At 54.1% G+C, this 19,568-nt stretch carries 15 protein-coding genes and 5 tRNA genes; all 20 read right to left on the reverse strand.

Features of this window, described 5'->3' with window-relative positions; translation table 11 throughout:
- Positions 1-32 precede the first annotated feature (32 nt).
- Positions 33-2,138 (reverse strand): elongation factor G, encoded by a 2,106-nt coding sequence (gene fusA / locus KO499_RS01555; RefSeq protein WP_215981988.1) that lies wholly within the window; start codon positions 2,136-2,138, stop codon positions 33-35.
- Between the two features lie 18 nt (positions 2,139-2,156).
- On the reverse strand, positions 2,157-2,627 hold the full coding sequence (rpsG, locus tag KO499_RS01560) for a 30S ribosomal protein S7 (RefSeq protein ID WP_215981989.1): 471 nt from the start codon (positions 2,625-2,627) through the stop codon (positions 2,157-2,159).
- A 114-nt stretch (positions 2,628-2,741) separates the two neighbouring features.
- Positions 2,742-3,116 carry a 30S ribosomal protein S12 gene (rpsL, locus tag KO499_RS01565; protein ID WP_008174844.1) on the reverse strand — a complete coding sequence of 125 codons (375 nt, stop codon included), beginning with the start codon at positions 3,114-3,116 and terminating at the stop codon, positions 2,742-2,744.
- 162 nt (positions 3,117-3,278) lie between these two features.
- Positions 3,279-7,493 carry a DNA-directed RNA polymerase subunit beta' gene (gene rpoC / locus KO499_RS01570; protein ID WP_215981990.1) on the reverse strand — a complete coding sequence of 1,405 codons (4,215 nt, stop codon included), beginning with the start codon at positions 7,491-7,493 and terminating at the stop codon, positions 3,279-3,281.
- Between the two features lie 76 nt (positions 7,494-7,569).
- Positions 7,570-11,649, reverse strand: a complete 4,080-nt coding sequence (rpoB, locus tag KO499_RS01575; RefSeq protein WP_215981991.1) for a DNA-directed RNA polymerase subunit beta — start codon at positions 11,647-11,649, stop codon at positions 7,570-7,572.
- Between the two features lie 241 nt (positions 11,650-11,890).
- On the reverse strand, positions 11,891-12,268 hold the full coding sequence (rplL, locus tag KO499_RS01580) for a 50S ribosomal protein L7/L12 (protein WP_215981992.1): 378 nt from the start codon (positions 12,266-12,268) through the stop codon (positions 11,891-11,893).
- A 39-nt stretch (positions 12,269-12,307) separates the two neighbouring features.
- Entirely contained in the window at positions 12,308-12,838 is a 531-nt protein-coding gene (gene rplJ, locus KO499_RS01585) for a 50S ribosomal protein L10 (protein WP_215981993.1), read from the reverse strand.
- Positions 12,839-13,063: 225 nt separating this feature from the next.
- Positions 13,064-13,762 (reverse strand): 50S ribosomal protein L1, encoded by a 699-nt coding sequence (gene rplA / locus KO499_RS01590; protein ID WP_215981994.1) that lies wholly within the window; start codon positions 13,760-13,762, stop codon positions 13,064-13,066.
- Between the two features lies 1 nt (position 13,763).
- Positions 13,764-14,195, reverse strand: a complete 432-nt coding sequence (gene rplK / locus KO499_RS01595) for a 50S ribosomal protein L11 (protein ID WP_008174831.1) — start codon at positions 14,193-14,195, stop codon at positions 13,764-13,766.
- A gap of 119 nt (positions 14,196-14,314) precedes the next feature.
- Positions 14,315-14,848 carry a transcription termination/antitermination protein NusG gene (nusG, locus tag KO499_RS01600; RefSeq protein ID WP_215981995.1) on the reverse strand — a complete coding sequence of 178 codons (534 nt, stop codon included), beginning with the start codon at positions 14,846-14,848 and terminating at the stop codon, positions 14,315-14,317.
- Between the two features lie 12 nt (positions 14,849-14,860).
- A complete protein-coding gene (gene secE / locus KO499_RS01605) occupies positions 14,861-15,229 on the reverse strand; it encodes a preprotein translocase subunit SecE (RefSeq protein WP_215981996.1) in 369 nt (122 codons plus the stop codon).
- A gap of 33 nt (positions 15,230-15,262) precedes the next feature.
- Positions 15,263-15,338: transfer RNA gene (locus tag KO499_RS01610), tRNA-Trp, on the reverse strand.
- Between the two features lie 37 nt (positions 15,339-15,375).
- Positions 15,376-16,572: an elongation factor Tu gene (gene tuf, locus KO499_RS01615; protein ID WP_215981997.1), complete on the reverse strand. Its 1,197-nt coding sequence runs from the start codon at positions 16,570-16,572 to the stop codon at positions 15,376-15,378.
- A 51-nt stretch (positions 16,573-16,623) separates the two neighbouring features.
- A tRNA-Thr gene (locus KO499_RS01620) sits at positions 16,624-16,699 on the reverse strand.
- Positions 16,700-16,713: 14 nt separating this feature from the next.
- A tRNA-Gly gene (locus KO499_RS01625) sits at positions 16,714-16,788 on the reverse strand.
- Positions 16,789-16,799: 11 nt separating this feature from the next.
- A tRNA-Tyr gene (locus KO499_RS01630) sits at positions 16,800-16,884 on the reverse strand.
- Between the two features lie 40 nt (positions 16,885-16,924).
- Positions 16,925-17,000 (reverse strand) — tRNA-Thr (locus KO499_RS01635).
- A gap of 31 nt (positions 17,001-17,031) precedes the next feature.
- Positions 17,032-17,706: a hypothetical protein gene (locus KO499_RS01640; protein WP_228339712.1), complete on the reverse strand. Its 675-nt coding sequence runs from the start codon at positions 17,704-17,706 to the stop codon at positions 17,032-17,034.
- On the reverse strand, positions 17,703-18,437 hold the full coding sequence (locus KO499_RS01645; RefSeq protein WP_215981998.1) for a type III pantothenate kinase: 735 nt from the start codon (positions 18,435-18,437) through the stop codon (positions 17,703-17,705). Before KO499_RS01645 ends, KO499_RS01640 begins: the two co-directional genes overlap by 4 nt.
- Positions 18,434-19,399, reverse strand: coding sequence for a biotin--[acetyl-CoA-carboxylase] ligase (locus tag KO499_RS01650; protein WP_215981999.1), 966 nt, complete (start codon positions 19,397-19,399; stop codon positions 18,434-18,436). Before KO499_RS01650 ends, KO499_RS01645 begins: the two co-directional genes overlap by 4 nt.
- Positions 19,400-19,568: the final 169 nt, after the last annotated feature.

The raw sequence follows: 19,568 nt of genomic DNA on the forward strand, positions 1-19,568 counted from the left end.
TACACCTCTTACTGTTTCTTAAGTCCTGGGGATCAACCCTTTTTAATGATCGCTTCGGCAATGTTCGAAGGGGCCTCTGAATAACCAGAGAACTCCATCGCGTAGGACGCCCGGCCCTGCGTTGCAGAACGCAGATCGGTGGCGTAACCGAACATTTCCGACAACGGAACCTCTGCGCGGATGACCTTTCCAGCAGGACCTTCGTCCATACCCTGAATGACACCACGACGACGGTTAAGATCGCCAACAACGTCACCCATGTAGTCTTCCGGCGTCACAACTTCAACTTTCATAATCGGCTCGAGCAATGCCGGGTTTGCCTCGAGAGCACCCTTTTTCATTGCCATGGAACCAGCGACCTTAAAGGCCATTTCGTTGGAGTCGACATCGTGATAGGAACCGTCGTACAGGGTTGCCTTGATACGCAGCAGCGGATAACCGGCCAGACAGCCGTTCTGCATCTGCTCTTCAATACCCTGCTGAACTGCCGGGATGTATTCCTTAGGAACAACACCACCAACAATCTCATTCACGAAGATAAAGTTTTCGCCGTCCTCATCATCCAGAGGCAGAGGCTCAAGCTTCAACTTAACGTGACCGTACTGACCGCGACCACCAGACTGACGTACAAACTTACCTTCAACGTCTACCGGCTTGCGGATGCACTCACGATACGCCACCTGCGGCTTACCGATGTTGGCCTCTACCTTGAACTCGCGACGCATGCGATCGACGATAATATCAAGGTGAAGCTCACCCATACCGGAGATAATGGTCTGACCGGACTCTTCATCGGTACGAACGCGGAACGACGGATCTTCCTGAGCCAACTTACCCAGAGCAACACCCATCTTCTCCTGATCTGCCTTGGACTTCGGCTCAACAGCCACAGAGATTACCGGCTCAGGGAACTCCATACGCTCGAGAATAATTTTATTATTCTCATCGCACAGAGTATCACCGGTGGTAACACTCTTCAGACCGATCGCAGCTGCGATGTCGCCCGCCAGAACCTCTTTGATTTCCTGGCGATCTTTGGAGTGCATCTGCACCATACGGCCGACACGCTCTTTTTTGCTCTTGACCGAGTTGTAAACAGCGTTACCGGACTCAAGCTTACCTGAGTAGACCCGGAAGAACGTCAGCGTGCCCACAAACGGGTCGGTAGCGATCTTGAATGCCAGAGCAGCAAACGGAGCCTCATCATCAACCGGACGAGTTTCTTCAGTACCTTCGTCGTCTACTTCACCACGAATGGCCTTGACTTCGTCTGGTGCTGGCAAGAACTCAACAACGGAATCCAGAACCGCCTGAACGCCCTTGTTCTTGAACGCCGAGCCACAGGTCGCAACCACGATCTCATTAGCCAGGGTACGCATGCGCAGCCCTTTCTTGATCTCTTCGACGGAAAGCTCACCTTCATCAAGGTACTTCTCCATCAACTCTTCGTTGGCTTCTGCGGCTGCTTCAACCATCTGCTCGCGATACATGGCGACATCGTCCACCATCTCCGCGGGCACATCTTTTTCTTCGTAGGTGGCACCAGCATCGGCTTCGTTCCAGTAAATGGCCTTGTTACGAATCAGGTCCACAATACCAGCGAAGTCTTCCTCAGCCCCGATCGGGAGCTGAATGGGGACGCAATTTGCACCCAGACGCTGCTTGATCTGATCAACCACACGCAGGAAGTTCGCCCCGGCACGGTCCATCTTGTTGACGAACACCATACGAGGAACTTCGTACTTGTTGGCCTGACGCCAAACAGTCTCGGACTGAGGCTCAACACCAGAGGAGCCGCAGAACACGACAACGGCACCATCAAGCACGCGCAACGAGCGCTCTACTTCGATGGTGAAATCAACGTGGCCCGGGGTATCGATAATGTTAATCCGATGCTCCGGGTACTGCTTGTCCATACCCTGCCAGAATGTTGTAGTCGCAGCAGAGGTAATGGTAATACCACGCTCCTGCTCCTGCTCCATCCAGTCCATGGTGGCAGCACCATCATGAACTTCACCGATCTTGTGGGAGATACCTGTGTAAAACAGCACCCGCTCGGTGGTTGTGGTTTTGCCCGCATCAACGTGCGCACAAATACCAATGTTTCTGTAACGCTTGATAGGAGTCTTGCGTGCCACTGTATAAACCTCGGCTGATTAGAAACGGAAGTGAGAGAACGCCTTGTTGGCTTCTGCCATGCGGTGAACGTCTTCGCGCTTCTTAACAGCGGAGCCTTTGCTGTCAGCGGCGTCCAGGATTTCACCAGCCAGACGCTGTGCCATGGACTTCTCACCGCGCTTCCGTGAAAATTCTACGAGCCAGCGCATGGCCAGCGCGTTCTGACGGGAAGGCCTCACTTCGACAGGCACCTGGTACGTAGCACCACCAACACGACGGGACTTAACCTCAACCATCGGCTGAATGCTCTCCAGCGCCTTCTCGAACATCTCGATCGGCTCTTCCTTGGATTTCTCGGCAACAATATCCAGAGCGCCATAAACAATGCGCTCTGCCGTAGACTTCTTGCCACTTTCCATCACGTGGTTGATGAATTTGGCAAGACGTGCACTGCCGAATTTCGGATCCGGGATAATCTCCCGTTTAGCTGCAACTCTTCTTCTAGGCATCGATAAGCCCTTATATATCTAAAAGGTCTTCAGGAACCCCTGAGATAGCACATGCTACTCAGCCTTACTCTTACCGTTCTGACAAGCAACGATAAAAGACATCCACTAGGGACATCAGGACTTGGGTCGTTTTGCACCGTACTTGGAGCGGCCCTGCTTACGGTTCTGCACACCCTGGGTGTCCAGCGTTCCGCGAACAGTGTGATAGCGCACACCCGGAAGGTCTTTTACTCGACCACCACGGATCAGCACAACACTGTGCTCCTGAAGGTTATGACCTTCACCACCAATGTATGAGGAAACCTCGTAGCCGTTGGTCAGACGAACACGGCACACTTTACGGAGTGCTGAGTTCGGCTTCTTCGGCGTTGTGGTGTATACACGAGTGCACACACCACGGCGCTGAGGGCAGGCCTGAAGAGCAGGAACATCGCTCTTGGCTACCTTGCGCTTACGAGGCTTACGCACCAACTGATTAATCGTTGCCATGTAAGCAAACTCCAAAAAACCATTTCAATGAAACTTACCCCCTGTGCAGGGGGTAAAATTTAAGGGACGCAAGTGTAAGCCTGCGTCCCCGGACAGTCAAGACGACTGATCTCTTTTTAACCACCTCCCGGGTAGGTAACTACCCGGAGGCAGTGCGCCAACTCAGCTCTCGCGATTGAGCTCTGCACTCAGCGCTTCTTCCACATCCGCCGCGGTCACGCCCTGCTCTTCCAGTTCACGCTTGCGACGACGTTCGCTATGGTAGGCCAGACCGGTACCCGCAGGAATCAGTCGACCAACCACAACATTCTCTTTCAGGCCGCGCAGGTAATCACGCTTGCCGGTAACCGCACCCTCGGTGAGTACCCTGGTGGTTTCCTGGAACGAAGCCGCGGAAATGAACGACTCTGTAGCCAGGGAAGCCTTGGTGATACCCAGCAGCAGACGATCGAACCTTGCCGGTTCCTTGTCTGCGGCCTCAGCCTTCTCGTTTTCTTCCAGCACCTGAGTAATTTCTACCTGATCGCCGGACAGCAGAGTCGTATCACCCGGATCGGTAATTTCGACCTTACGCAGCATCTGACGAACGATAACCTCAATGTGTTTATCGTTGATGACAACACCCTGCAGACGATAAACGTCCTGGATTTCGTTGGTGATGTACTTGGCCAACTCAACCACGCCCAAAAGGCGGAGGATATCGTGCGGATTGGACGGCCCGTCTGAAATCACCTCGCCCTTCTCAACGGTCTCACCTTCGAAAACGTTGAGCTGTCGGTGCTTGGGAATCAGCACTTCGTATGCATCCGCATCCTTTGGCGTGATCACCAGGCGTTTTTTGCCCTTCGTCTCTTTGCCGAACGAGACCATACCGCTGATTTCAGCCAAGATGGACGATTCCTTCGGACGACGTGCCTCGAAGAGGTCGGCAACCCTTGGCAGACCACCTGTAATATCCCGGGTCTTCGAGCTTTCCTGTGGAATACGGGCCACAACATCACCAAGCTCGACCCTCGCACCGTTGGCCATGGTCACCAGCGCGTTTGCCGGCAGGAAGAAGATTGCGGCACCGCCTGCCGGCAATTGCACTTCCTCGCCTTTCTCATCAATGAGCTGGATGGCCGGACGAATATCCTTACCAGCAGCAGGGCGCTCTTTGGGGTCAATAACCTCCATAGTGGACAGGCCGGTCAGTTCATCGGTCTGGGTACGGACGGTGATGCCCTGATCCATGTTGACAAACTTCGCAGTACCGCCCGCTTCGGCAATGATCGGGTGGGTGTGTGGATCCCATTTGGCAACCACAACGCCAGCTTCTACCGCATCGCCATTCTTGACTGAAAGCACTGCACCGTATGGGAGCTTGTACCATTCACGCTCACGACCCTGATCATCCGCAATCGCCAATGCCGAGGAGCGAGAGATAACTACCAGGGAGCCATCGCTCTTCTCGATCGACTTCAGGTTATGCAGGCGAACAGTGCCGCCATGCTTGACCTGGATATTGTCGACCGCAGATGCCCGACTCGCCGCACCACCAATGTGGAACGTACGCATGGTCAGCTGAGTACCCGGCTCGCCGATGGACTGTGCCGCGATAACGCCCACTGCCTCACCAACGTTGACCTCATGACCACGAGCGAGATCACGGCCATAACACATAGAACAGATACCGTGACGGGTTTCGCAGGTGATCGCGGAGCGAACCCAGACCTCATCCACACCGGCACGCTCAAGCGTTTCAACAGCCTTTTCGTCCAACAAAGTACCTGCGGAAATAACCGCGTTATCCTTGTCGGTCGGTGTAAAGGCATCACGAGCAGTAACACGACCGAGAACCCGATCACCGAGGGGAACGACCACGTCGCCGCCTTCAATGTGCGGCGTCATCAGCAGGCCTTCATCGGTACCACAATCGGTCTCAGTGACGACCAGATCCTGTGAAACATCCACCAGTCGACGGGTCAGGTAACCGGAGTTAGCGGTCTTCAGAGCCGTATCTGCCAGACCCTTACGAGCACCGTGGGTCGAGATGAAGTACTGCAGTACGTTCAGACCTTCACGGAAGTTCGCTGTGATCGGCGTTTCGATGATGGATCCATCCGGCTTGGCCATCAAGCCACGCATACCAGCAAGCTGACGAATCTGTGCGGCCGAACCCCGTGCACCAGAATCCGCCATCATGTAAACCGAGTTGAACGACTCCTGCATCAGGTCTTTGCCGTCTTCACCTTTCACAGGCTTCCCGTCCGGCCCGATAACCTGCTCTTTTGCCAGACGCTCCATCATTGCCTTGGAGACTTTATCGTTGGCGCGAGACCAGATATCAATAACCTTGTTGTACTTCTCGCCCTGGGTCAGCAGACCAGACGCGTACTGGGTTTCGATATCCTTTACTTCTGCGGATGCCGCATCAACCAGCTCGTACTTCTCCGGAGGAATCTCGAAATCGTTGAAGCCGATCGAAATGCCAGAGACGGTGGCGTAGTGGTACCCCATATACATCAGCTGATCTGCGAAGATCACGGTGTCTTTCAGACCGGCATCGCGGTAACAGGTGTTGATCAGGTTGGAGATGGACTTTTTGACCATGGGCTTGTTAACAAGCTCATAGGACAGTCCATCTGGCACGATATCAAACAACAGAGCTCGCCCAACCGTTGTTTCAACGATCTTGTACTCTTCTGAGCGCGAACCGTCTTCGGCAATCGATACCTCTTTCACCCGGACCTTCACAATTGCCTGGAGATCCACCATGCCTGCACCATAGGCCCGGTGCGCCTCTTTAACATCGGCAAACACCATGCCTTCACCGAGGGCACTCTTGCGCTCACGGGTCATGTAGTACAGACCAAGTACAACGTCCTGGGATGGCACGATGATCGGCTCGCCGTTAGCCGGAGACAGTACGTTGTTGGTAGACATCATCAACGCACGGGCTTCGAGCTGAGCTTCGAGGGTCAGCGGTACATGTACCGCCATCTGGTCACCGTCAAAGTCGGCGTTGTAGGCCGCACAGACCAGCGGGTGCAGCTGGATCGCTTTACCTTCGATCAGAACCGGCTCGAACGCCTGGATACCCAGACGGTGCAGAGTCGGCGCACGGTTCAGCATGATCGGATGCTCGCGGATGACCTCATCCAGGATATCCCAGACCACGCCTTCCTCGCGCTCAACCATCTTCTTGGCGGCCTTGATGGTCGTAGCCAGGCCGCGATGCTCCAGCTTGGAGAAAATAAACGGCTTGAACAGCTCCAGGGCCATCTTCTTCGGAAGACCACACTGGTGCAGACGCAGGTAGGGACCAACCACGATCACGGAACGACCCGAGTAGTCCACACGCTTACCAAGCAGGTTCTGACGGAAGCGGCCCTGCTTACCCTTGATCATGTCAGCCAGAGACTTCAACGGACGCTTGTTGGTGCCGGTAATAGCCCGGCCACGACGACCGTTGTCCAGCAGTGCGTCCACGGCTTCCTGGAGCATCCGTTTCTCGTTGCGCACGATGATGTCCGGAGCGTTCAGCTCCAGCAGGCGCTTGAGACGGTTGTTCCGGTTAATCACACGGCGGTAAAGATCGTTCAGGTCAGACGTCGCGAAACGGCCACCATCGAGCGGTACCAGCGGACGCAGATCCGGCGGAAGAACCGGCAACACGGTCATAACCATATCGCCCGGTTTGTTACCGGAGTACAGGAACGCTTCAAGAATCTTCAGGCGCTTGCTGAATTTCTTGATCTTGGTTTCAGAATTGGTCTGAGGAATCTCCTCACGCAGTGCATCAACCTCTTCCTGCAGGTCGATTCCTTCGAGAAGCTCCTTGACCGCTTCAGCACCCATACGCGCATCGAACTCGTCGCCGAATTCTTCAAGGGCTTCGTAGTACTGCTCGTCGTTCAGCAGTTGCCCCTTCTCCAGAGTGGTCATCCCCGGATCGATCACAATAAACGATTCAAAGTACAGGACCCGCTCGATGTCGCGCAGGGTCATATCCAGCATCAGACCGATACGGGACGGCAGTGACTTCAGGAACCAGATATGTGCTACCGGGCTGGCCAGCTCGATGTGCCCCATGCGCTCACGACGCACACTGGCAAGCGCAACCTCAACGCCACATTTCTCGCAGATTACACCGCGATGCTTGAGGCGCTTGTATTTGCCGCACAGGCACTCGTAGTCCTTTATCGGGCCAAAGATCTTGGCGCAGAAAAGACCGTCGCGCTCGGGCTTGAAGGTACGGTAGTTAATGGTCTCAGGCTTCTTCACTTCGCCGAAGGACCAGGAACGGATCATGTCAGGCGACGCCAGGCCAATACGGATAGCGTCGAATTCCTTGCTTTGGTTCTGGCTCTTGAGAAGATTCAGCAAATCTTTCATCAGTAAAAGCTCCGGATGGCGTTAATCTCGGGCGGGCACAGGTCGTACCCGCTCACGCTGCCAAAAACAATTCGGCTCACTCGGATTCCAGCTCGATGTCGATACCCAGCGAGCGGATTTCCTTGACAAGAACGTTGAAGGATTCGGGCATGCCCGGCTCCATCCGATGATCGCCATCGACAATGTTCTTGTACATCTTGGTCCGACCGTTCACATCATCAGACTTAACGGTGAGCATTTCCTGCAGCGTGTATGCTGCGCCGTAAGCCTCGAGGGCCCACACTTCCATCTCACCGAAGCGCTGGCCACCAAACTGCGCCTTACCACCCAGCGGCTGCTGGGTAACCAGGCTGTAAGAGCCGGTCGAACGAGCGTGCATCTTGTCGTCGATCAGGTGGTTCAGCTTCAGGATGTACATGTAACCAACCGTCACCGGGCGATCAAAAGCATCACCGGTACGACCATCGTAAAGCTTGGTCTGCCCGGTAGTGCTCATTCCCGCCAGTTCAAGCATACGCTTGACCTCGGCTTCCTTGGCGCCGTCGAAGACCGGCGTCGCCATGGGCACACCGCCCCGAAGGTTGTGGCACATTTCCAGGATTTCCTTATCGGTCAGGGAATCCAGGTCCACCTTGAAAACTTCATCTGAGTGATTGTAGATCTCATCCAGCAGCTTGCGTAACTCAGCCACCTTACGCTGTTCATCCAGCATCTGACTGATTCGCTCACCCAGTCCTTTGGCTGCCGCACCCAAGTGTGTCTCAAGCACCTGACCTACGTTCATCCGCGAAGGAACACCCAGCGGGTTGAGCACCACGTCAACGGTATTGCCATACTCGTCGTAAGGCATGTCCTCAATTGGCATTACCGAGGAAATAACACCCTTGTTACCGTGACGACCGGCCATCTTGTCACCCGGCTGGATCCGACGCTTGATTGCCAGATAGACCTTGACGATTTTAAGGACGCCCGGCGCGAGATCATCACCCTGTTGAAGCTTGCCCTTCTTGTCGTCGAAACGGGCCTCGTGCTCTTTCTTACGATCCTCCAGACCCTGCTCGGACTTCTCAAGAAGCTCGTTCAGGCTCTCGTCTTTCATCCGGAGCTTGAACCAGTCGGAACGCGGCAACTCGGCGAGGTAGCCTTCTTCGAGGGCCAGGCCTTTTTTCAGGCCAGGTCCACTGATCACTTCCTGCCCTTTCAGCGCATTCATCAGACGTTCGAACGTCGCACCTTCAACAATCCGGTACTCGTCCTTCAGGTCTTTGCGATACTGATCCAACTGCTCTTTTTCGATGGACTGGGCTCGCTGATCCTTTTCGATACCATCACGGGTAAAGACCTGCACGTCGATAACGGTACCGCGGGTACCGGTCGGCACACGGGAAGAGGTGTCCTTAACATCGGACGCCTTCTCACCAAAGATCGCACGCAGCAGCTTCTCTTCCGGCGTCAGCTGGGTCTCGCCCTTCGGCGTCACTTTGCCGACCAGAATATCACCAGGCCCCACTTCTGCGCCGATGTAAACGATGCCAGACTCATCCAGCTTGGACAGCGCGCTTTCACCAACGTTCGGAATGTCCGCTGTAATCTCTTCGCTTCCGAGTTTGGTGTCCCGAGCCACACAGGTCAGTTCCTGGATGTGGATCGTCGTCAGACGGTCTTCCTGAACCACCTTTTCTGAGATGAGGATCGAGTCCTCAAAGTTGTAGCCGTTCCAGGGCATGAACGCGATGCGCATGTTCTGACCCAGCGCCAACTCACCCAGATCTACGGACGGGCCGTCTGCCAACACGTCACCACGAGCAATGACATCGCCCTGACGAACAATGGAACGCTGATTGATACAGGTGTTCTGGTTCGAACGGGTGTATTTGGTCAGGTTGTAGATATCCACACCTGCATCACCCGCTTCGGTTTCTTCGTTTTTGACACGGACCACGATACGGGCCGCATCCACACTCTCGATAACACCACCACGACGCGCCGTCACACAGACACCGGAGTCCTGTGCTACCGTGCGCTCAACCCCTGTACCCACCAACGGCACCTGAGAACGCAGGGTCGGAACGGCCTGACGCTGCATGTTCGCACCCATCAGTGCCCGGTTAGCATCATCATGCTCCAGGAACGGAATCAGAGACGCAGCAACCGATACTACCTGGCGCGGAGAAACGTCCATGAAGTTGACGCTTTCCGGCGGAGTAACGGTGAATTCGTTCTGGTGCCGAACAGTAACGAGTTCGTCTGTCAGGCGCTTAGTGCTTTCGTCCATGGCCGCGCTGGCCTGGGCGATAACGTAGTTGCTTTCTTCAATGGCCGACAGGTAGACCACTTCATCAGTGACCACGCCGTCTACAACCTTACGGTACGGACTCTCAAGGAAGCCGTAGGAGTTGGAACGGGCGTAGGTTGCCAGAGAGTTGATCAGACCGATGTTCGGACCTTCCGGCGTCTCGATCGGACACACACGACCGTAGTGAGTCGGGTGTACGTCACGAACCTCAAAGCCGGCACGCTCGCGGGTCAGACCACCTGGACCAAGGGCCGAGATACGGCGCTTGTGAGTCACTTCCGAAAGCGGGTTGTTCTGATCCATAAACTGGGACAACTGACTGGAGCCAAAGAACTCCTTCACTGCCGCCGCAACTGGCTTGGCATTGATCAGATCCTGAGGCATCAGGCCTTCACTTTCTGCCAGGCTCAGACGCTCACGAACTGCCCGTTCAACCCTTACCAGGCCGACGCGGAACTGGTTTTCAGCCATTTCACCAACACAGCGAACACGGCGGTTACCCAAGTTATCGATATCGTCCACATTGCCCTGACCGTTACGAATATCGATCAGCGTCTTCAGAACGTCGATGATATCTTCATGGGTCAGGATGCCCTCGCCGGTACTTTCCTCGCGGCGCAAGCGACGGTTGAGCTTCATTCGCCCTACCGCAGACAGGTCATACCGCTCTTCGGAGAAGAACAGGTTATTGAACAGATTCTCCGCCGACTCTTTGGTAGGCGGCTCGCCCGGGCGCATCATGCGGTAAATCTCAACCAGCGCTTCGAGCGGCGTGCGAGTCGGATCAATCCGCAAGGTGTCAGACATGAACGGACCACAATCCAGATCATTCGTGTAAAGGGTTTCTATTTCCTTCACACCTGCATCCAGAATCTTGGTCACTAGCTCTTCGCTGAGCTCGGAGTTGCATTCTACCAGTACTTCGCCAGAAGCCTGGTCGATCATATCCTTCGCCAGAACACGGCCGTACAGGTACTCGGTTGGCACCTCCAGCTCGCTGATACCTGTTTTTTCCAACTGCTTGATGTGGCGAGCAGTTATCCGGCGGCCTTCCTCGACAATCACGTTGCCGTCGTTGTCCTTGATATCGAAGGTCGCGATGTCGCCACGCAGCCGGCTCGGCACCAGTTCCAGCTTGCACACTTCCGCGCCCAGGCTGAATTTACTGGTTTCGAAGAACATCTCAAGCATCTGCTCGGATGTGTATCCAAGACCACGCAGAAGAATGGACGCCGGAAGTTTCCGACGACGATCGATTCGAACAAATACTGAGTCTTTCGGATCGAATTCGAAGTCCAACCAGGAACCACGGTAAGGAATCACCCGGGCAGAATACAGCAGCTTGCCTGACGAGTGGGTCTTACCCTTGTCGTGATCGAAGAATACACCCGGTGACCGGTGGAGCTGGGAAACAATAACACGCTCGGTACCATTGATAACGAAGGTACCGTTCTCGGTCATCAGGGGCATTTCGCCCATGTAGACTTCCTGCTCTTTAATGTCCTTGATCGCCTTGTTCGACGACTCCTTATCATAAATGATAAGACGGACCTTCACCCGCAGCGGCGCTGCATAGGTTACGCCCCTAAGCTGGCATTCCTTGACATCAAAAACCGGCTCGCCAATACGGTAACTAACGTATTCGAGCGCGGCATTGCCAGAATAACTGACAATCGGGAATACGGATTTGAATGCTGCGTGAAGACCGGTTTCCCGGCGGTCTTCAGGAGCGGCTTCCATTTGGAGGAAGTCCCGGAACGAATCCAGCTGAATAGACAGCAAATAGGGGACGTCCATCACGGAAGGCAATTTACTAAAATCTTTGCGAATCCGCTTTTTCTCAGTGTAGGAGTAAGTCATCTGCATTCCCCAGCTTTAGACCTGATACCTGGTATCAAGAAGCAACCATTGTTCTGCTTCGGGGCCGAATTGCTCGGCTTATCGCGCCGTCTTGAACAAGACTCTGGCTGTAGGTTATAGATCTGACATCAACCTGCAATTGCTCACCAGACTCTATAGCATATACAACAGAAAAAGGCCGGTGGCCCAAAGCCACCAGCCTGTCCATGCTTATCGCACGGCTTCAATCAACAGCCAACTCTTACTTAAGCTCAACAGAAGCGCCTGCTTCCTCAAGCTTCTTCTTGGCTTCTTCAGCGTCGTCTTTGCTCGCTGCTTCCTTGATAACGGAAGGCGCGCTGTCGACCATTTCTTTAGCTTCTTTCAGACCCAGGCCGGTCAGTTCGCGAACGGCCTTGATTACGTTTACTTTCTTCTCACCAGGACCGGTAAGTACAACATCAAACTCGGTCTGCTCTTCAGCACCAGCATCACCAGCACCAGCAGCGGCCGGAGCGGCAGCAACTGCTGCAGCAGCAGAAACACCGAATTTCTCTTCCATTGCTTCAACCAGCGCAACAACATCCATTACGCTCATTTCAGCAATTGCATTCAAAATGTCTTCGTTAGACAGAGCCATGACTTTCTCCCAAAAATAAAAAAATGGTGTTCAACAGAATCAAGCAGCTTCTTGCTTCTGGTCGCGAACTGCCGCTACAGCACGAGTCACTTTCGAAGGAACTTCGTTCAGTGTCCGTGCCAGCTTGGTGATCGGTGCCTGTGTTACAGCGGCCAGCATTGTCAGCGCTTCGTGACGTGTTGGCAGCTTGGCAAGACGATCGATCTGGTCTGCACCCATCAGCTCTCCGCCGACGGCCAGTCCTTTAATCTCGAACGCTTCTTTCTCTTTGGCAAAATCCTTCAGCAGGCGCGCTGCCGCGCCCGGATCTTCCATAGAGAATGCCAGAATGGTCGGACCAACCAACGCTTCATCAATGCACTCGAACTCAGTACCACGAATCGCGATCTTCGCCAGGTTGTTACGTACAACCTTCAGACACACGTTTTCGGCACGAGCCTTGGCACGAAGCGCCGTCATGTCACCAGAGGTAACACCACGGTAGTCAGCCATAACCACAGACAGGGCACCACCGGCAGTCTCGTTGACTTCAGCGACGATCGCTTTCTTGTCTTCGAGTCTAATTGCCACTGGATTTCTCCTCGATTTCGCCGGAATTTCCCGGCAAACCCACATATACCCCTCACGGGGCTCCTAACGGTGTTTGGGTTCAGAGAGAACGTCTTCACACCGTCTGCGCAGGCGTTACTTTAACCCCTCCAGCGTTTCCGATCGGACCAGAAACGCTTCAGGGGCCTGCGGTCTTTGACAGCCTTGGCTTCCGCCTAGACTACAAAGCAACTATCGTTCAGAAGGTCAGACAACCAGACCGCTCTGATCGATAGTCAGGCCAGGGCCCATAGTCGAAGAAACGGTGATCTTCTTGAGATACACACCTTTCGCCGACGATGGCTTGGCCTTTTTCAGATCTGCTACCAGAGCCTCAAGGTTTTCCTTGATGTTCTGAGCAGAGAACTCAACATTACCCAGCGGTGCGTGGATGATGCCGTTTTTGTCGGTCCGGTAACGAACCTGACCAGCCTTGGCGTTTTTGACCGCAGTCTCAACGTCAGGGGTCACAGTACCCACCTTCGGGTTCGGCATCAGGCCACGCGGGCCGAGAATCTGGCCAAGCTGGCCAACGACACGCATAGCGTCCGGCGTGGCGATAACCACATCGAAATCCATGTTGCCTTTCTTAACTTCATCCGCCAGATCGTCCATACCAACGATATCTGCACCGGCAGCTGTTGCTTTCTCAGCATTGGCACCCTGAGTAAATACAGCAACTCGAACAGTCTTTCCGGTGCCGTGCGGCAGAACCGTACTGCTACGAACAACCTGATCCGATTTACGCGCATCAACACCAAGGTTGACAGCAACGTCGACAGATTCTTTAAACTTAACGTTCTGACCCAGCTCGACCAGCAGCGCTACTGCCTCATCGACAGAATATGAACGTGCAGAGTCTACCTTTTCACGAATAAGCTTTTGACGCTTGCTCAGCTTTGCCATGTTACAGGCCCTCCACGTTCAGGCCCATACTACGGGCTGTTCCTGCAATGGTACGTACTGCTGCATCCATATCGGCTGCAGTCAGATCCGGCTCTTTCGTTTTGGCAATTTCTTCAAGCTGTTCACGAGTTACCGTACCGACTTTCTCGGTATTCGGACGACCAGAACCGCTCTTAATGCCAGCCGCCTTCAACAGCAGGACCGGTGCGGGCGGTGTCTTGGTGATAAACGTGAAACTACGATCGCTATAGACAGTGATCACGGTAGGAATTGGAAGCCCAGGCTCCATATCCTGCGTCTGAGCGTTGAACGCCTTACAGAATTCCATGATATTCACGCCACGCTGGCCCAATGCAGGCCCAACGGGGGGACTTGGGTTGGCCTTGCCGGCAGCAACCTGAAGCTTGATGTAGGCTTCAATCTTCTTTGCCATAATAGTTCTCCTTTGGGTTCAATCGCCTTGCGGCTCCCCGTGTAGTTACAACTGCCAGAAGCAGACACAAAAAGCCCGCGTCGCTTGAGCGCGCGAGCTTTCAGCTTTTTTGTTGCCGATCAGTCTTTTTCGACCTGCCCAAACTCCAGCTCCACCGGAGTTGAACGCCCAAAGATCAGGACAGCAACCTTGACCCGACTCTTATCGTAGTCAACTTCTTCAACCACACCATTGAAGTCCGCAAAAGGTCCTTCAATGACACGAACAATTTCTCCAGGCTCAAACAACGTTTTCGGTTTAGGCTTGTCTGAACCACTTTCAACTCTGCGAAGGATCGCCTCTGCTTCCTTTTCAGTAATCGGCGCAGGTTTATCTTTTGTGCCACCAATAAACCCAAGAACCCGCGGAGTATTTTTTACAAGGTGCCATGTCGCATCGTCCATTTCCATCTGGACCAGTACGTATCCGGGATAGAATTTGCGCTCACTTTTGCGCTTCTTCCCTTCGCGCATCTCGACGACTTCCTCGGTTGGAACCAGGATATCACCGAAACGATCTTCCATCTCGTGCAGCGCCACACGCTCCTTGAGAGTGCGCATCACCTGCTTTTCGAAGCCAGAATACGCATGAACGACGTACCAGCGCTTAGCCATTGCCCACTCCTGTTAACCGATAAACCCGGCGACCAGCAAACTGATCAACGAATCCATACCCCACAACAACAGAGCCACAACCAGCACAAAAACCACAACAATAGCTGTCGTCTGCACGAGCTCAGGCCTGGTGGGCCATACCACTTTCCGGATCTCTACCCTCGCCTCTTTCAGCAGCGCCGCGAAACGACGACCACGATCGGTTTGAAGGGCAACAAGCGCCGCAACAACCGACAAAGCCACGAGAGCCAGAACCCGGTACAGCAGAGACTCGGCACCAAAATACTGATTTCCCACCACACCGATGGCAATCAGAACGAAAACAACCAACCACTTCACGATATCGAAACGGCTGGTTGACTGAACGGCTTTTGACTCCATAGGAATCAACTTATGTATCTGGATGTTAAAAAATGGCAGGCCAGGAGGGAATCGAACCCCCAACCTGCGGTTTTGGAGACCGCTGCTCTGCCAATTGAGCTACTGGCCTGCACCGAAACAACTCAGCGCACTTACTCTCGAGCTAATTACTCGATAATCTTGGAAACGACACCGGCACCTACAGTACGACCACCTTCACGAATCGCGAAACGCAGACCATCTTCCATGGCAATCGGTGCAATCAGGGTAACGTCCATTTTGACGTTGTCACCCGGCATTACCATTTCCACACCTTCTGGCAGTTCGCAAGAACCGGTTACGTCGGTGGTACGGAAGTAGAACTGCGGACGGTAGCCCTTGAAGAACGGAGTATGACGACCACCTTCTTCTTTGCTCAGTACGTATACTTCACATTCGAACTTAGTGTGCGGCTTGATGGAGCCTGGCACACACAGAACCTGACCACGCTCAACGTCGTCACGCTTGGTACCACGCAGCAGAACACCAACGTTCTCACCAGCTCGACCTTCGTCCAGCAGCTTGCGGAACATCTCAACACCGGTACAAGTGGTCTTCACGGTATCCTTGATACCAACGATTTCCACTTCGTCACCAACTTTGATGATGCCACGCTCAACACGGCCGGTTACAACCGTACCACGACCAGAGATAGAGAAGACGTCCTCGATCGGCATCAGGAACGGCTGATCAATCGCACGCTCCGGCTCAGGAATATAAGCATCCAGAGCTTCTACCAGCTTCTTGACAGCGGTAGTACCCATCTCGTTGTCGTCTTTGCCTTCCAGGGCCATCAGCGCGGAACCGGTCACGATCGGAGTATCGTCACCAGGGAAGTCATATTGACTCAACAGGTCACGAACCTCCATCTCGACCAGCTCAAGCAACTCCTCATCATCAACCATGTCCGCCTTGTTCAGGAACACGATAATGTAAGGAACACCGACCTGACGTGACAGCAGGATATGCTCACGAGTCTGCGGCATGGGGCCGTCAGCTGCAGAACAAACCAGGATAGCGCCGTCCATCTGCGCCGCACCAGTGATCATATTCTTCACATAGTCAGCGTGACCCGGGCAATCCACGTGCGCATAATGACGGGTCGGAGAATCGTACTCAACGTGAGACGTCGCGATGGTGATACCACGCGCACGCTCTTCCGGCGCATTATCGATCTGGTCAAACGCACGACTCTCGCCAGTGCCAAACACCTCGTGACACACACGAGTCAGCGCTGCGGTCAGAGTGGTCTTACCATGGTCAACGTGACCGATGGTGCCCACGTTCAAGTGCGGCTTATTACGTTCAAACTTAGACTTAGACATTCGACCAATCTCCCTAATCAACCAGGACCGTAACGTTGACCGGATAAATAATGGAGCTCATGGGCGGATTTGAACCGCCGACCTCACCCTTACCAAGGGTGTGCTCTACCAACTGAGCTACATGAGCATTGCAAAATAAACTGGAGCGGGCAGCGGGAATCGAACCCGCGTCATCAGCTTGGAAGGCTGAGGTAATAGCCACTATACGATGCCCGCGAGCAATTTAGTGGTGGAGGGGGCAGGATTCGAACCTGCGAAGGCGATGCCGTCAGATTTACAGTCTGATCCCTTTGGCCACTCGGGAACCCCTCCGAGTCGGGCTTGAATACACAAACCCGTCAAAACTAAAAAGTGGAGCTGGCGGACGGAATCGAACCCCCGACCTGCTGATTACAAGTCAGCTGCTCTACCAACTGAGCTACGCCAGCTCACATTCGCCTCATCAGCGAGGGCGGTATACTACGGATTTTTTTCTGGCGTTGCAACACCTTCACAAGGCCTAATTTCAACGAAATCAAAATTGCTGCCGTAATCCGCTTTAACCGCCTGAACCAACTCGTTAGCGAGCTCTGGTTCTGCCTCAAAAGAGAGCGCGTAGCTTATCTGATTTCGGGGGAAGTTGACCAGTACCGCATTAAGATTCTGGCGTTTTTTTTCTTCGAGCACGGATATTGCAGATTGACGTGATTCAAACAACCCGAGAGAGATGGCGTTACGGTTCTCGCCTTCGGTCACCAGATAAGAATCGATACCCTGCCGCTGAATTGCCCGAAACTGCCTCAACGCCACATCCTCCGGTTGAGGGGGAATCAGAATCCAATGTAGTGGCGGCAGCTCTCTGTTGACCTCCTCTACCGTGATAGCCGTTTCGCCAGCAAGAGGCTGCCCATCTAGGAGGTTTCGTGCGCGCTCCGCAGTTTCCAGCCACCCGAGACGCACACAGGAGTTTACTATCGGAACCGGCGAGGAAAAATGCTCACGCCCCGCGGTGTCCGGCTCCGGGGATTTCAAGCTAGCAACTCTGGGTAAACTGCCGGTCGCAAAACTGGCCATACCACCAGACGGTCCAATCAGGGCCGGCAGGTAATAGAGCGCCACACTGAGCAACAAAAGCAAAAGCGCTAACAGCCTCATTCGCACGCTTCCTCAGCATGGATCGCCCGCAGACCCTTGAGGACAAGATCAGGACACAGCATGCCGGGCAAGCCAAGATCCATTAGTCGCGCAGCGTCTCCGCCAGTCACCAACACATCGGATAATGCTAATCTCCGAGCATCAGCATTGAGACGCTGAATCATGGCTGACAACAGCCAGGAAAGCCCATGATTCACGCATTCGCCCGTACTCTTGCCAGGATAGATAGTCGATTCGCTCTGCGCTTCAAAGTCGATTCGTGCAGCATCTGTCCTGAGGCTCCGCAACATCATCTGCAGGCCCGGAAGGATATAGCCGCCCAGGTGCTGACCACTCCGATCCACGTAATCGACGGTGATTGCACTACCCGCATCCACCACAACATATCCCAGTTTGTGTGCGAGCCAGGCACCATACATGGCATGCCATCGATCGGCTCCCATTTTCCCAACATCCTGATAGGCATTAACGAGGCCGTTACGGGCACGCTCAGACCAATAGAAATCCACAGACGCTGCGCATACTCGTGCAAGTAGCTCGCTCAACAGCGCTCGCCTTTGCTCAGAGGCAACCGTAGATACGGCTACACTCTTAACGTCCCTGAGCCTGTCTCCAGCGCCAGCCAATGGGTTTTCGTCCGCAAGGGATCCGGTCCCACATGCCAGCGGGCCTCCCCGATCATCGAGACACCATTTCAGGCGGGTATTTCCGGAATCAATAAAGAGTTTCATGGCATTACCCGGAGACTGATTTCACCTGCCCGAACCGGAACGATGCCTGTTTGAGTTCTTATCTGATAGTTTCCGGTTTCGTCAATACCGCAACCAACACCCTGTACGTCTCCCCCTCTCGATTGAAGCAATTTACCCATAAAGATATCCCGGCGCTGCCAGGGCTCACGAAAGTCCGCAAACCCTACATCGGAAAACAAGGAGACTGCATCGATGACAGCATCGATAATACTACTGGCAATCTGGTTACGGGACCAAGCGATCCCTGGACATGCTCCAACCAGACTACTCCAGGGTTGATCAACGTGGTCGGCCTGAGACATATGCACATTGAGACCGATACCGGCGATCACTTGAACCACCCCCTCCTCCAGCTCTCCCTGGAGCTCAACGAGAATACCCCCGAGCTTACCATCTGGCTGAAAAATATCATTCGGCCATTTTAGTCCCACCTCAGGCACACCTAGCCGCTCAAGAGCATTCGCAACAGCGACACCCAAGACCAGACTTAAACCATCCAGGACCGCAAAGCCCCCATGAAACGTGAGCCCCATACTCAAATACAGGTTTTCCCCTCGAGGACTTTGCCAGACTCTCCCTCGCCGCCCTCGGCCAGATGTTTGTCCGTCGGCTATAACCACTGGGACCCCATTGACCCCATGCGCCATCAATCTGACCACTTCAGCATTCGTTGAATCCACCTCATCGAACACTTTAAGCACAATCTGCTCTTTCCGCGCAGACGCAAGACTATCCAGAATCATGCCCCGGTCGAGCAGATCAATCCGGGACATAAGCTGATACCCCCGACCGCGGATGGTAGCGATTTCAACACCGTCATCCATCGCGCGCCGGGCCTGTTTCCAGATCGCCGTTCGACTCACTCCGAGCTTCTCGGCCAGGGCCTCCCCGGAGTGGACCTGTCCATCACTGAGGAGCTCTATTAGTGCCTTGGATTTCATAAGACGTATCCAGCCATGAGATTAGGTAAGGCCGGATTAAACACCAGGGAAGGAAAAAAGACAAAGCCGGCAACCCGACTTTGCGAAGCCGTAGTGGCCAAATCGGACTACTTCCATTAATCAAACGAAGCCTATTTGATTCCGTTCCGCGGAAACGATGCTTGAGGGG

Source organism: Marinobacter sp. F3R08, from assembly GCF_018860425.1.
GTDB lineage: Bacteria > Pseudomonadota > Gammaproteobacteria > Pseudomonadales > Oleiphilaceae > Marinobacter.